This is a genomic window from Clostridium acetireducens DSM 10703, assembly GCF_001758365.1.
Classification (GTDB): Bacteria; Bacillota; Clostridia; order Clostridiales; family Clostridiaceae; genus Clostridium_C; species Clostridium_C acetireducens.
The window spans coordinates 21,615-38,116 of record NZ_LZFO01000003.1 but is presented as its reverse complement, the minus strand read 5'-3'; the positions used below and the strand labels follow the sequence as shown (position 1 = coordinate 38,116).

The 16,502-nt window shown below is 25.9% G+C and carries 8 protein-coding genes and 1 riboswitch; of the genes, 6 read left to right on the top strand and 2 right to left on the bottom strand.

The features are described from left to right. Positions 1 to 49: 49 nt before the first annotated feature. A complete protein-coding gene (locus CLOACE_RS01355; protein WP_070109249.1) occupies positions 50 to 1,240 on the bottom strand; it encodes a cation diffusion facilitator family transporter in 1,191 nt (396 codons plus the stop codon). A gap of 133 nt (positions 1,241 to 1,373) precedes the next feature. Here CLOACE_RS01355 and CLOACE_RS01350 point away from each other — a divergent pair, with 133 nt between their 5' ends. The 4 genes from CLOACE_RS01350 (at position 1,374) to CLOACE_RS01335 (ending at position 14,342) form a co-directional block, all read left to right on the top strand. Next, complete coding sequence (locus CLOACE_RS01350) at positions 1,374 to 2,672, top strand: M18 family aminopeptidase (protein ID WP_070109248.1); 1,299 nt, start codon at positions 1,374 to 1,376, stop codon at positions 2,670 to 2,672. Between the two features lie 164 nt (positions 2,673 to 2,836). Further along, a riboswitch (Lysine riboswitch) is annotated at positions 2,837 to 3,011 on the top strand. Positions 3,012 to 3,118: 107 nt separating this feature from the next. Then, positions 3,119 to 4,318 carry an aspartate kinase gene (locus CLOACE_RS01345; RefSeq protein ID WP_070109247.1) on the top strand — a complete coding sequence of 400 codons (1,200 nt, stop codon included), beginning with the start codon at positions 3,119 to 3,121 and terminating at the stop codon, positions 4,316 to 4,318. 15 nt (positions 4,319 to 4,333) lie between these two features. Next, a complete protein-coding gene (gene lysA, locus CLOACE_RS01340) occupies positions 4,334 to 5,629 on the top strand; it encodes a diaminopimelate decarboxylase (protein WP_070109246.1) in 1,296 nt (431 codons plus the stop codon). Between the two features lie 115 nt (positions 5,630 to 5,744). Continuing rightward, positions 5,745 to 14,342, top strand: a complete 8,598-nt coding sequence (locus tag CLOACE_RS01335; RefSeq protein ID WP_070109245.1) for a glycoside hydrolase family 94 protein — start codon at positions 5,745 to 5,747, stop codon at positions 14,340 to 14,342. Between the two features lie 34 nt (positions 14,343 to 14,376). Here CLOACE_RS01335 and CLOACE_RS01330 read toward each other — a convergent pair whose 3' ends face one another. Next, positions 14,377 to 14,580 (bottom strand): hypothetical protein, encoded by a 204-nt coding sequence (locus tag CLOACE_RS01330; RefSeq protein WP_070109244.1) that lies wholly within the window; start codon positions 14,578 to 14,580, stop codon positions 14,377 to 14,379. Between the two features lie 170 nt (positions 14,581 to 14,750). On the opposite strand from CLOACE_RS01330, the gene CLOACE_RS01325 reads away from it, so the two are divergent. Both CLOACE_RS01325 and trpS read left to right on the top strand, forming a co-directional pair. Next, positions 14,751 to 15,125, top strand: a complete 375-nt coding sequence (locus tag CLOACE_RS01325) for a desulfoferrodoxin (RefSeq protein ID WP_070109243.1) — start codon at positions 14,751 to 14,753, stop codon at positions 15,123 to 15,125. A gap of 336 nt (positions 15,126 to 15,461) precedes the next feature. Then, entirely contained in the window at positions 15,462 to 16,469 is a 1,008-nt protein-coding gene (gene trpS / locus CLOACE_RS01320; protein WP_070109242.1) for a tryptophan--tRNA ligase, read from the top strand. Positions 16,470 to 16,502 lie beyond the last annotated feature (33 nt).

Sequence of the window (16,502 nt, the reverse complement as noted above, 5' to 3'; positions counted from 1 at the left end):
CTGATATTTTAAATCAATATATATTATGCAACTTTAAATGTATTGTGTACTATTTTAAAGAAGTAAAGTCTCTATCAATAGTGATTATAGCATTGTAGTGGGGATGTATTGTTTTTATAGCATTATCTAAATCTTTTTTTAATTTTTCTTCAATTTCAGGTGTAAGAACATGCTCATAATCTATAACTATATCAAAAATTAAGTTCTTAAAATCATTATCTCCTACTATTCTAAAATCATGTATAGATTTTATTATAGGAAAATCATTGTGTATGATTTTTAATAATTCATTTTTAGTAGAATTTACCTTTTCATCATTTGTATTTATAGGATCCATGTGTATAACAAGAAATATATTGAGCTTTTCAGAAAGTTCTTTTTCTGCGGTATCTATAATTTCGTGAATTTTCATTACAGATATATCACAAGGAACTTCAGCATGTACAGAAGCCATTGCTTTTCCAGGACCATAATTATGTATTATAATATCGTGAACACCAGATATATAGTCATAACTACAAACACCATCTATTAGTTTTTTTACAAGTTCAGGATCAGGAGCTTCTCCTAAAATAGGATCTAATGTTTCTTTTGTTAATGAAAATCCAGAATATAATATAAATATAGAAACTAGTACTCCTACATATCCATCTATAGGTGTAGATGTCCATTTAGAAGCTAATAAGGATAAAGCTACACAGCTTGATGTAAACACATCACCTAGAGCATCTAATGATGATGCTTGCAATGCAGAAGAATCAATAGTTTTTCCTATGTATTTATTAAAATAGCTTAACCAAATTTTTGTTAATATTGAAACTAATAATAGTAAAAAGGGCATTAGTTGAAAATTTATATTAGTAGGATTTATTATTCTTTTAAAAGATGTTTTTATAAATTCAAATCCAACTAACATAACCATAAAAGATACTATTAAGCCGGAAATATATTCTATTCTACCATGACCAAAAGGATGTTCAGCATCAGCAGGTTTGCTAGCTAATTTAAAACCTATTATTGTTATTATAGAAGAAGCAGCATCGGATAAATTATTTACAGCATCTGCTATAACGGCTATGCTATTTGTAATGAAACCTACAAAAATTTTCACTATAAATAGCAAAATGTTAGCTATAATTCCTACTATTCCTCCTAAATATCCATAAGAATTCCTTACTTTTTCATCAGAAATATTGTTATAATCTTTTATAAAATTAGTTACTAAAAATTTTGATAACATTTGTAATCACCTCTTATATTTTTAAGTATTTCATAAGTTCTCAATATATTATACAATAATATTTGAAATATTGTTATAAAGTGTGAGTATAATATATATATTCCATAAATATTATATTATAAGGAGGATAATAATGAATAAAGAATTAAAGTTAGCTGAAGAATTAATAGATTTTATATATGACTCTCCTACAAATTTTCATGTAGTAAATAATTTAAAAAGCTATTTACAAAAATCAGGTTTTAAAGAATTAAAAGAAGAAGAAAAGTGGAATTTAAAATTAGGAGGCAAATATTTTGTAATTAAAAATAATTCGGCTATAATTGCTTTTATAGCTTCAAAAGAAGATGTTATTAAAAATGGATTTAAAATTATAGGAACTCATACAGATTCTCCAGGATTTAAAATAAAGCCTAATGCAGATATTATATCTGAAAAATATGTTAAATTAAATACAGAGGTGTATGGAGGACCTATATTAAATACATGGTTTGATAGACCTTTATCTATAGCTGGAAGAGTAATTTTAAAAAGTGAAAATGTAATGAAACCAGAAATTAAATTTATAAATATTAATAGACCTATTTTAATAATACCTAATTTAGCCATACATATGAATAGAAATGTAAATAAAGGAGTAGATATAAATAGACAAAAAGATGTTTTACCTCTTTTAAGTGTAATAAATAAAAATGTGGAAGAAAATAATTATTTATTAAATATATTGGAAGAAGAATTAAAAGTTAATAAAGAAGATATACTTGATTTTGATTTGTTTTTATATGAATTTGAAAAAGGCAAAATAATAGGCAACAATAAAGAGTTTATATCTAGTGCTAAATTAGATGATTTATCTATGGTTTTTAGTGGAATTAAAGCATTAACTAGTATTAATAATCCTAAATCTACAGATTTGATTGTTTGTTTTGATAATGAAGAGGTAGGTAGTAGAACCAAACAAGGAGCTGATTCCCCTATGCTTTCATCTATTTTGGAAAGAATAATTATAGCTTTTGATGGAAGTAGAGAAGATTATTTTAGGGCTTTATCAAAGTCTTTTGTTATATCAGCAGATATGGCTCATGCTGTTCATCCTAACAATTTAGAAAAAACAGATCCTACAAATAGACCTGTTATAAATGGAGGACCAGTTATAAAAATAAGTGCAAGTCAAACATATACATCGGATGCTATAACTAGTGCTATATTTGAGCAAATATGTAATTTAGCTGATATTCCTGTTCAAAAGTTTGTAAATAGGTCAGATCAAAGAGGAGGTTCAACTATTGGACCAATTTTAACATCATATTTAGATATAAATTCCGTAGATATAGGAACTAGCATATTAGCAATGCATTCTATAAGAGAATTAGGTGGAGTTAAAGATAATGTATATGCGTTAAAAAGTTTTCAACAATTTTATGAGCTGTAATTAATTTTAATATAAATCTAATTAAATAATGGAAGTATTAAGTATGAAAATTCGTATTATTTTAGAATAAAGATTAAATTTTGAATAATAAATAAAAAAATAGAGTTGAAATATTTGATAATATATGTTAAAATAACTTCAATATTTTAAATTATAACTAAATATGCCTAAGTAGAGGCGCTGTAATTAAGAGTATTTATTTGGAGCTGGCAAGCTGTAATAAATAAAGAAAGGAATTGCAGCCGAAGGAAATTAATTTTTGCAAGGTTATTTCCTGGTCTTACATAAAATATGTGTAAGGCTGTCACCTTATATTAAAGGTGGAGAGCTACAAAGGTCACAGATTGCTGAGTAATACAGCAGAGGTGTTCCTTTGCTGTATATTTTTTTACTTTGATAGAATTTTTATTCAATATAATGCATAAATAATAAAGGGGGCTCATACTATGGCAGTAATTGTTCAAAAATATGGAGGAAGTTCTGTAGGATCTGTAGAAAAGATAAAAAAGGTAGCTAAAACTGTTATAAAGAGAAAAGATAATGGAGACAGTTTAGTAATTGTTGTATCAGCTATGGGTGATACAACAGATAATTTAATATCTCTTGCAAAACAAATTACTAACAATGCTGATAAAAGAGAATTAGATGCACTGCTTTCTACAGGGGAGATGATATCAGCATCTTTGTTAGCTATGGCTATAAAAGATATGGGATATGATGCTGTAAGTTACACAGCATATCAAATTGGTATTAAAACAAATGGACAATATGGAAAGTCATTTATAAGTGATATTAATGATAATAAAATAAGAAAAAGTTTAGAAAAAGGAAAAATAGTAATAGTAGCTGGATTTCAAGGAATAAATGAAGAAGGAAATATAACTACTTTAGGTAGGGGGGGATCAGATACTACTGCAGTAGCTATAGCAGCAAAATTTAATGGAATATGTGAAATATATACAGATGTTGATGGTATATATAGTGTAGATCCAAGAATATATAAAGATGCTAAAAAGTTAAATGAAATTGATTATGAAGAAATGCTTGAACTTTCAAGTTTAGGAGCTCAAATAATGCATTCAAGGTCTATAGAGCTTGGACAAAAATATAATATACCAATATATGTAGGTTTAAGCAATAGTGATATTAAAGGTACAGTTATTAAGGAGGTAAAAAATATGAATATGGAAGATAAACCTGTAACAGGAATTGCTACTAGTGATGAGGATGTAGTTATAACAATAAAGGAAATAGAAAACGATATAAATATGTTATCTAATTTATTTGAAAGTGTAGGAAGTAAAAAAATAAATATAGATATGATAAGTCAAACAGCACCAATAAATAATAAAGTAAATATATCTTTTACTATACCTAAGGAAGATTTAAAAGAATGTATGGGCATTATTAAAAAGTTTGCAAACAAAGATAATATTACAATCAATGAAGATATTACTAAATTTTCTATTGTGGGAATTGGAATGAAAACAACTTCTGGAGTTGCAGCTAAGATGTTTAAATTGTTTAAAGAAAATAATATAGAAGTAAAAATGATAACTACATCAGAAATAAGAATTACATGTGCTATAAAACATGAAGATAAAACTAAGGCAATAAATATAGTAGCAAAAGAGTTTAACTTATAATAGGGGGCAAAATTAATGAAACTTTTTGGTACAATGGAGGTTAAGGATAATACACTGTATATAGGTGGAGTAAATACTCTAGAATTAACTAACAAATTAGGCACTCCTTTATATGTAATAGATGAAGAATTAGTAAGAGAAAAATGTAGAAAATATTATAAATATTTTGAAGTTGACAAGAAAAACAAAGTGGCTTATGCAGGAAAAGCATTTTTAACTATAGCTATGTGTCAAATAATAAATCAAGAGGGGTTAAGCTTAGATGTAGTATCAGGAGGGGAATTATACACAGCATATAAAAGTAATTTCCCTATGGATAGAGTATATTTTCATGGAAATAATAAAACTATAGAAGAAATAAAAATGGGTATAGAATTAGGTGTGGGCAGATTTGTAGTAGATAATTTTTATGAAATAGAGAAGATAAATGAAATAGCAAAAAATAAGGGGATAGTTCAAAATATATTTTTAAGGGTAACTCCAGGAATAGAAGCTCATACTCACGATTATATAAAGACAGGACAAATTGATTCAAAATTTGGATTTACTTTAGTAAATGAAAAAACTATAGATAATATTAAAGAAGTTATAAATTTATCTAATATAAATTTAGTAGGGTTACATTGCCATATAGGATCACAAATATTTGAAACAAAACCTTATGAAGATGCAGTAGATGTAATGTTAGCTTTAGTAAAAAGGATAAAAGAAGAATTAAATTATGATATAAAGGAAGTTGATTTAGGTGGAGGATTTGGCATATATTATACAGAAGAAGATAATCCAAAATCTATAGAAGAATTTTGTAGTACTATATTAAATAGAGCTACTAAAACTTGCAAAGAACTAGATATGAATATTCCAGTATTAATAATAGAACCAGGAAGGTCAATTATAGGTAATGCAGGAACTACTTTATACACTATAGGTTCTATAAAAACAATACCAAATATTAGGAAGTATGTAGCGGTAGATGGTGGAATGACAGATAATATAAGGCCTGCGCTTTACAATGCAGAATATGAATGTATTATATGCAATAGAGTAAATGAAAAATTTTGCGAAACTGTAACTATATCAGGAAAATGTTGTGAATCAGGAGATATACTGCTAAATGATGTTCAAGTACCTTGCATAAAAACAGGAGATATTTTAGCTATCACTAGCACAGGAGCATATGGATATTCTATGTCCAGCAATTATAATAAAATTCCAAAAGCAGCAGTAGTTTTAGTAAAAGATAATGAATATAAAATAATATGTGAAAGAGAAAGTTATGAAGATATAATAAAAAATGAAAGAAGTATTTAAAGTGGGAAAGAGACTTTCCCACTTTTTTATTTTTTATATTATATTTTTGTATTATTTTGGAGATAATAAACAAAGTACACTTAAATTATTTATAACCTAGAAAGGATGATCTTCCATGTTATTTTACATATCATTATCTATATTTTTATTATTTGTGATTATAGTTTATATATTTTATATAAATAAAAGAGAAAAATACAATATAATGGAGGATATGCCCACTCTAAATATAGAAAAAAATCAACTAGAAAGGCATGCAGAAGAAATTTCTAATTTTTATTCAGAAAGTAGAAAAATGATGTATAGCAAAAAGCTTATGAAAAGTTTAGATGAGAGCTATAAGCATATACTAGAAGATTATTATTACTTAGATGAAGATTCTAAAAATAAAATTGAAATAGTGCCTGCTGGAGAATGGCTTTTAGATAATTTATATTTAATAGAAAAAGAATATAAAGATATAAAAAGAAGTATGCCTAAGAAGTATTATAAAGATTTACCAATTGTAAAAAAAGGCATAATGAAAGGATATCCTAGAGTATATTATATAGCAGTAGAAATAGCTTCTCATACTAATGGAAAAATAGATGGAGAAGTTATAGAAAATTTTGTAAATGTATATCAAAAAAGATCTGTGTTAACTACTGGAGAATTATGGGCTTTACCTATAATGTTAAGAATAGCTTTAATACAAAATATAAGTGCTATAACTAGTAAAATAATATTTACACAAAAAGAGGCAAAAAGAGCAGATAAAATAGCAGATAAACTTATAGAAGCATCTAATAATAATTCAGTAGACAAAACTATAAAAACACTAATTGATAAGAATATAAAATTCACACCTCAGTTTATTGAAAAATTATTAACAATACTAAGAGATAATGCAGTAGAAGATATAAATATATACAAGTGGATTGATAGAGAGTTAGAAATAAAGGAAATTGATGAGGAAAATGTAATAAATCAAGAGCATAAAAATCAATCTATTTTTCAGATATCCATTGGAAATTACATAAATTCTATAAGGAATATACAGGCTCTTAATTGGAAAAATAATTTTGAGAAATTAAGTTATGTAGAAAAAATATTATCTAAAGATCCTGCTAAAGTATATAATAAAATGGATTTTGAATCTAGGGATTACTATAGGCATAAGTTAGAAAAATTATCTAAGCAAATAAATATTCCGGAAACATTTATAGCAAAAAAGGCTATAGAATGTGCAGAAGAAGCTGAAGTTAAAGATAATAAAAGCTATGTTAAGCATGTGGGATATTATATAATTGACAAGGGAATAGAGTGTTTAAAAGAAAAAATAGGTATAAAAGAAAATTTATTAAATAAAGTATTAAAAAATATTAGTAAAAACAGAGCAAATTATTATGTGGCTAGTATAGTGATTGCAACGTTATTATTTATTTTAGGTATGATTTTTTATAGTGTTAGATTAGATAGTAATTTCAAGCTTTATAACTATGTAATATTAGCTATTGTTATATTTATTCCATGTAGTGAAATTATTATTTCTATTTTTCATTGGAGTATAAATAGTTTAACAGAACCAACATTTATCTCTAAAGTTGAATATTTTAAAGAAATACCAGAAGAATATAGTTCTATGGTTGTTATATCTACTTTAATTAATAATGAGGATAGTGTACGTAAATTAGTAAAAGATTTAGAAGTATATTATTTAGCAAATCCTCAAAAAAATATATATTATGGCATATTAGGTGATTTTAAAGATAGTAATACTAAAGAATTAGAAAATGACAATAAAATTATAAATACTGCTTTAAATGAAATTAAGAAATTAAATAAAAAATATAGTAATGATAAAGAAGATATATTTTACTTTTTTAATAGATATCGTCAATATAATGAAAAAGAAAAAGCTTGGATAGGATGGGAAAGAAAACGGGGTAAACTTATGGAGTTTAACTCTTTGATTAGAGGCTATAAAAACACAAGTTACAATGTGATTAGCGGTAATGTGGATAATTTATCTAAAATTAAATATATAATAACTCTAGATGCAGATACACAATTACCTAAAGATAGTGCAAAAAAGTTAATTGGTGCTATGAGTCATATACTAAATATTCCTTATGTAGATAAAGAAAATAAAAAAGTTTTAAGAGGATATGGTCTTCTACAACCTAGAATAAGTGTAGGAAATTTAAGTGCAAATAAAACTTTATTTTCAAAAATATTTTCTGGTGAAACAGGTTTAGATGTATACACTACTGCAATATCAGATGTATATCAAGATTTGTTCGGAGAAGGAATATTTACTGGAAAAGGAATTTATGATGTAGATGTATTTAATAATATATTAAAAGATGAAATACCAGAAAATACTGTATTAAGCCATGATTTATTAGAAGGTTCCTATGTTAAGGCTGGATTAGTAACAGATATAGAGTTAATAGATGGATATCCTGCTTATTATAATTCCAGTTGCAAAAGATTGCACAGATGGGTTAGAGGAGATTGGCAGTTGCTTCCTTGGATTACTAACAAGACAAAATTAAACACTTTATCTAAATGGAAAATAATAGATAATATGAGAAGAAGTCTTTTAGCTCCATCTTTAATTATATTATTATTATTAGCTTTTATGTTACCAAACACAGATATATGGCTAACTTTATCATTTATAGCTATATTAGTACCTATTTTATTTGATGTATCAGATGTAGTGGTTTTGCCTCAAAAGGGAATAGGTGCATCAGGAAAAATAAATAATTGGAAAATAAACTTAAAACAATTATTTTTAATATTTTGTTTTTTACCACATCAAGCATACTTAATGTTAGATGCTATTTTTAGAAGTTTATATAGAATATATAAAAGCAAAAAAAATTTATTGCAATGGCAAACAGCTGCAGATGCTGAACTAACCTCAGGAAAAGAATTAAAAGATTATATAAAATTTATGTATATATCTATTATTATATCTATTTTAGTTATATACTTGGCTTTAAATAAATCTACAAATGTTACTTTTATAATGATTCCTTCTTGTTTATTATGGGCTTTTAGTCCTTTTATAGCTTTTTATATAAGCAAAGACTTACATATAAAAAGATATATTAAAGAAGAAGATAAATTAATGTTAAGAAAGTTATCAAGAAAAATATGGGCTTATTTTGAGGATTTTATAAATGAAGATAGTAATTGGTTAGCACCAGATAATTATCAAGAAAACCCTAATAATGGTATAGCTCATAGAACATCTCCTACTAATATAGGAATGGGACTTACAGCAAATATATGTGCTTATGATTTAGGTTATATAGAAATATTGGATTTAATATTTAGATTAGAAAATATTTTAGTTTCTATGGAAGATTTAGAAAAATATAAGGGACACTTTTATAATTGGTATAATACTAATACTAAAAAGCCTTTATATCCAAGATATGTATCTACAGTAGATAGTGGAAATCTTGTAGGGTATTTATGGTTGGTTTCTGAATCTTTAAAAAAGTATATGAAAACACCTATATTTAATAAAAAAGAAGGATTAATAGATTTACTATGTTTAGCCAATGATTCTATAAGTGAAAAATTAGAAAAAAATAATATATACTCTAGTTTAATATATAGAATAAGAAATATAGAGCTAAATCCATTAAATTTAAAAATACTATTGCAAGATATTTTGTTAAAGGCTAATAAAATAAATAATGAAAAAAGCTTATATTGGAATAACAAGGTTATTAAAACATCAGAAAAGTTTTTGAAAAATTTAAATTATATATTACCTTGGATTGATATGGTTGAGGAGTCTCCTAAAAATTTAAGAGATAATTTTATGAAATTTGCTTTAAACTTTTTTAATGTACCTATTAAAAAGTTACCTTATATTATTGAAAGATTTATAAAAGAAATTAATGAATATAATGATAGTTACGTATTAGAATTTAAAAGTAAATTAAATGTAAGCAAAAATGAAATAGAAAAAATTATTAATAAAATTGATAAATTAATAAAATCATTAAATTCTATAGCAGATGATACAGATTTTTCTATACTCTATGATAGTGTTAGACAATTATTTTATATAGGATATGATGTAGAAAATAATTGTTTGACTAAGAGTTACTATGATCTTATTGCGTCGGAATCAAGACAGGCAAGTTTTATAGCTATAGCCAAAGGTGATATAGAGAAAAATCATTGGTTTAAATTAGGTAGAGCTATTACTAAAATTAAAAATGGCAAGGCTCTTATATCTTGGAGTGGAACTATGTTTGAATATTTTATGCCATTACTTATAATGAAAAATTATACAGGTACATTATGGGATGAAACATATAAATCTATAATAAGAGAGCAAAAAAGGTATTGTGAAAACAAAAAAATACCTTGGGGAATATCGGAATCTGCATTTTACGATTTTGATTTAAACTCAAATTATCAATATAAAGCATTTGGAATACCAACTATAGGATTAAAGAGAGGATTGATAAACGAGTTAGTTATATCTCCTTATTCTACTATATTAGCTATGCAAGTAGATTTAGAAGGAGGTATTAAAAATATAAGAGAATTAAAAGAAAAAGGTATTGAAGGTAAATATGGATTTTATGAAGCTGTGGATTATACTACAGAAAGAATACCTAAAGGAAAAAAAGCAGCTATTGTAAAGAACTATATGGTTCATCATAAAGGTATGAGTTTAATGGCTTTAGATAATATATTAAATAACAATGTATTGCAAAATAGATTTCACAGTATACCAAAGGTTAAATCTGTAGAATTATTACTACAAGAAAGAGTGCCTAATATTGTGGTTTATGATAGAGAAGAAAGAATTCAAAGAGGAAGTATAAAAAATGAAAAGTACAATATTATAGTAAGAAAATATATTAATGCAAAAACAGATATTCCAGAAGTTCAGTTATTATCAAATGGAAGTTATTCATTAATGATATCTAATAGAGGAACAGGATATGCTAAGAGAGACAATTTGAATCTATATAGATGGAAGGAAAATTCAACAAATGATAATAAAGGAATGTTTTTTTATATAAAAAATTTAAATTCTAATGAATATTGGAGTACTACCTATGAGCCTTGTAAAAATGAAGGAGAAAATTATGAAGTTACATTTTCTTTAGATAAAGCTAATTTTAAAAGAAAAGATGGAAATTTAATTACAGAAATGGATACTATAGTAACTAGTGATGATGATGCAGAAATAAGAAAAATATCTATAACTAATAAGAGTAGTTATTCTAGAACAATTGAAGTAACTAGTTATTGTGAGCTTACTTTAGCTTCTTATAATGCAGATTTAGTCCATCCTGCTTTTAGTAATTTATTTATTAATACAGAATTTATAGGTAATCCATTTTGTATTTTAGCAAATAGAAGACCAAGAAGTATTAAGGATAAAAATGTATGGATTATGCAAACTGTAACTTCAGATACAGAAAGTTTAGGAAGAATAGAGTATGAAACAAATAGAGAAAATTTTATAGGTAGATGTAGGGATTTATCAAATCCTCAAGCTATGGAAAATGAAGCACCTTTAAAAAATACAGTTGGCTCTGTACTAGATCCGATAATAAGTATAAGAATTAGATTTAAAATAGAACCAGGCAAAACTTGTAATATAGCTTATACCACAGCTGTAGGTAATTCTAAGGAGGAAGTAATTGAATTAGCAAATAAATATAGTAAAAAAGAAAATATAAATAGAGCTTTAAATTTATTAAATACTTCTACTAAACTAAACATGAAGTATTTAGGTATAAAATCTGCACAAGCTAATTTATATCAATCAATGGCATCAAAAATATTGTATTTAAATAGTTCATTTAATTATAGAGAAGAATTTATTAAAAATATGAAACTAAATCAACAGGATTTATGGTCTTATGGAGTTTCGGGAGATTTACCTATAGTGTTATTGATAATAGATAATGAAAAATGTATTCAGATATTTAGGCAGTTATTAAAGGCTTATGAATATTGGAATTCTAGAGGCTTACAAGTTGATTTGGTTGTAATAAATTTAAATAATGAGGGGTATGTTCAAAATTTACAAGATAAAATAAGGGATTTGATTTATACTAGTTATGCAAGGGATAAAGTAGGTAAAAATGGTGGTGTATTTGTAATAAATAATCTTCCTAAAAATGATGAATGTATAAATTTATTTATAGCAATATCTAGATTAGTGTTTTTCTCTAGTAAAGGAACTTTATTATCTCAGTTAAATATTAGTAATGATAAAAACAGTTACAATAAGAAGTTACTAGAGAATAAAAAAATTGAATTAATTAATAAACCTTATGAAATATCTATACCAGAACTTGAATACTTTAATACTTTTGGAGGTTTTAATTTAAAGAATAATTCTTATATTATAATTTTAGAAAATTATAATAATACTCCAGCACCTTGGATAAATGTAATATCTAATGGTAATTTTGGATTTCATGTTTCGGAGAATGGGGTATCCTATACTTGGAATAAAAATAGTAGAGAAAATAAAATAACTAATTGGTCTAATGATCCAGTATTAGATGATGAAGCAGAAGAAATATATATTAGAGATGAAGAAACTGGAGATGTATGGAGTGTTTCTCCGAAACCAATTAGAGATAATGGAAGATATGTAATAGAGCATGGATTTGGGTATTCTATATTTAAACATCAATACAATGGAATACTTGGTGAAATGGTTATGTTTGTTCCTTTAAAAGAAAGTGTTAAATTTTGTAGTATAAAGTTAAAAAATAATAGTAATAAAGAAAGGAAACTATCTCTTACTTACTATGCTAGATTAGTAATGGGAGTAGTTCCTGAAAATTCTGCTCAGTATATATCCACTTATTTAGATAAGGATAAAGAATATATTTATGCAAAGAATTTATATAATAGGCCTTTTAAAAATCTTATAACTTATTTAAGTTGTATTGGATGTAAAAGTAAATCTTTTACAGGAGACAGGAAAGAATTTTTAGGAATAGGAGGAAGTGTTGTTTCACCTGAAGTATTAAAATATGAGAGTTTATCAAATAACGTAGGGGCAGGTTTCGATCCTTGCTTGGCTTTAAATGGAAAGTTAGAAATAAAACCCAATGAAGAAAAAATCATAGTATTTATGCTAGGTGAAGAAGAAAGAATAGAATCTATAGAAAGTGTAATTAAAAAATATAAAAACATAAAGAGTATAAGCAATGAATTGATTAATGTTAAAAATTATTGGAAAAAACTATTGTCAACTATACAAATTAAAACTCCGGATAAAAGTATGGATATAATGGTAAATGGATGGCTTATGTATCAAGTTATATCCTGTAGATTTTGGTCTAGGACAGCATTTTATCAATCTGGAGGTGCATATGGTTTTAGAGATCAACTTCAAGATGTAATACCAATTACTTATTTAGATGCTAATATTACTAGAGAACATATATTATATAGTGCTTCTAGACAATTTAAAGAAGGAGACGTTCAACATTGGTGGCATCCTATTGTAGAAAGTGGTATTAGAACTAGATTTTCAGATGATTTATTATGGCTTCCTTACACAGTAATAAATTATATAAATATAACAGAAGACTATAGTATATTATACGAAAAGATTAGTTATTTAGAAGATGAACCTTTAAAAACAGGAGAAGATGAAAGATATACTATATCTAGAGTTTCTAAGGAAAAAGAATCACTGTACCATCATTGTATAAAAGCAATAGAACGAGCAGCTAAATTTGGAGAGCATAATATTCCACTTATGGGATCTGGAGATTGGAATGACGGAATGAGCACAGTAGGTAATAAGGGAAGAGGAGAAAGTGTTTGGTTGGGATGGTTCTTATATACAATACTAGAGGGCTTTTCTGAAATATGTATTAAGATGCAAGATAAAAATAGAGCTAATAATTATAGTAAATTAAAAGAATTTATTAGAGAAAATTTAGAAAAAAATGCTTGGGATGGAGGCTGGTATAGGAGGGCATATTTTGATAATGGTACTCCTTTAGGTTCAATAGAAAATGAAGAATGCCAGATAGATTCACTATCACAGTCTTGGTCTGTTATATCAAATGCAGGAAAAAAATCGAGACAAAAAATAGCTATGGAAGCTTTAGAAAAATATCTTATTAAAGAAAATAAAGGAATGATAAAGCTTTTAACTCCAGCTTTTCATAAATCTAGTATGGAGCCTGGTTATATAAAAGGATATGTACCAGGAGTAAGAGAAAATGGAGGTCAATATACTCATGCTGCAATATGGACTATAATAGCTTTTGCTAAATTAGGATGTAGGGATAAAGCATGGAAAATGTTTAATATGATAAATCCTATAAATCATACTAAATCAAATTTAGAATGTGAAATATATAAAATAGAACCTTATGTTATGTCAGCAGATGTATACGCTAGAGAGCCTCACACAGGAAGAGGAGGATGGAGTTGGTATACTGGCTCTGCAGGATGGATGTATAGAGCTGCAATTGAAGACATATTAGGACTAAAAATAATAGGAAGTAAAGGAATTAAAATAGTTCCTTGCATTCCTAATGATTGGCAAGAATATTATATTTATTATGAAAAAGAAAATTGCAAATATAATATTCATGTAATGAGAAGTGAAAATAAATATATAGAAATGGATAATAATAAGCTAGAAGGTGACTTAATTCCATTTAAAAAGGGTGAACATAATATAAAAGTTTTAATATAAAAATTTAAGGGATACAATATTGTATCCCTTAATTTTAAGATTGATCTTCATTATTACCTAATTCATCTGAAGTGTAATCAAATTCCCATGTAGCTATATTATTGGAAATTATAGGATCAGTAAGATTATTAGGAAGTTCCACATGATCTCTTAGAGCATAAGATGTTACTTTTTTAGAATGTTCCTCTAAATAACCTCTTTCATGTGGACCATAAATTTTTTTTCTGTTTTTTCCCATTATAAAAACCTCCTATTTAAAATGGTTTATACAATTAGTATTCCACTAAAAATATAAATAAACATAGAAATAAATAATTAAAAATTCAATTATTGACAAAAAGCTTTAAATATATAGTATGTAATAAAAAATAAATGTTAATAATTATTAATAAATAATGGAGGGATATTATGACTCAAATTAATCAAGTTTATAAATGTGAATTATGTGGCAATATAGTAGAAGTACTTCATAAAGGAGAAGGTAAATTAGAATGTTGTGGAAAAAATATGATTATTTTATCAGAAAACATAACAGATGCTACATTAGAAAAACATATACCTTTACTTGAAAAGTCTCAAGGAGGAATAATTATTAAAGTGGGTAAAGAAGAACATCCAATGACAGAAAAACATAATATAGAATGGATAGAAGTTATAACTAATAATAAAACATATAGAAAATGTTTAAAAGCTAATGAAAGAGCAGAAGCTATATTTAAAATAGATGAAGAAATATTAGCTGTAAGAGCTTACTGTAATTTACATGGCTTATGGAAAAAGTAAAATAAAAAAATATTTAGCTTAAATTTTAATATAAGAAAGGCTTTTTTTGCAAACGTATTGACAATTACTAATTTAGGTAATACTATATAAAAAGAACTTTGTGTAAATATTTCAAATTTATAAGTAAATTTAAGTTTTGTTTACAAAAAGCTAAAGAGGGTGGAAATACACTATAATGAATATAAATCTATAGACTCTTAATATAATTAAAGAGTTAATATATTAAATTTAGTTTTATTTTTGTATATTAATTTTTTATCTATAGCGTTTATAATACGCCCTATAGCTAAAGCTATAGGGTTTTTTTAACCTTTAAAGATTTGGAGGGAATTATACATGGAACAAAATAAGAAAGTTATATTTAGTGGCATACAGCCGTCAGGAAATTTAACTATAGGAAATTATTTAGGTGCTTTAAAAAATTGGGTTAAATTACAAGATGAATATGATTGTTATTTTTGTGTAGTAGATTTACATGCTATAACTGTAAAACAAGAACCTAAAAATTTACGTCAAAGAACTCTAGAAGTATTAGCTATTTATTTAGCATCTGGCATTGAACCTAGTAAAAATACACTATTTATACAATCTCATGTTCATACTCATGCTGAAGCAGCATGGTTATTAAATTGTTTTACATATACTGGTGAATTAAGCAGAATGACTCAATTTAAAGATAAATCTAGAAAGTATGCAGAAACTTCTGTAAGTGCAGGACTTTTAAATTATCCAGTGCTTATGGCAGCAGATATATTGATTTACAATGCAGACTTAGTTCCTGTAGGTCAAGATCAAAAACAGCATTTAGAATTAACAAGGGATTTGGCTCAAAGATTTAATAATTTATATAGTCCTACTTTTAAATTACCAGAACCGTATATACCAGAAACAGCAGCCAAAGTAATGGACTTACAAGAACCTACTAAAAAAATGTCAAAGTCTTCAGATAATCCTAATTCATATATTTTGATAATGGATCCTCCAGAAGTTATAAGAAAAAAAATAAGTAGAGCTGTTACAGATAGTTTGGGAATAGTTAAGTATAATGATGAACAACCAGGAGTTAAGAATTTAATTTCTATAATTAGTGCTATTACAGGTCTTAGCGTTAAAGAAATAGAAGAAAAATATGAAGGAAAAGGATATGCAGAATTTAAAGAAGATGTTGCAGAAATAATAATAAATGAATTAGAACCAATACAGAAAAAAGTAAAAGAATTATTAGATGATAAAACATATTTGCAAAGTGTATATAAAGAAGGTGCACAAAAGGCACTATATGTTTCTAATAAAATGGTTAGAAAGATGAAGAAAAAAATAGGATTTATACCTTTTGAAAAATAGTAAATATGTAAAAAGTTTATGCTATAAAATAAT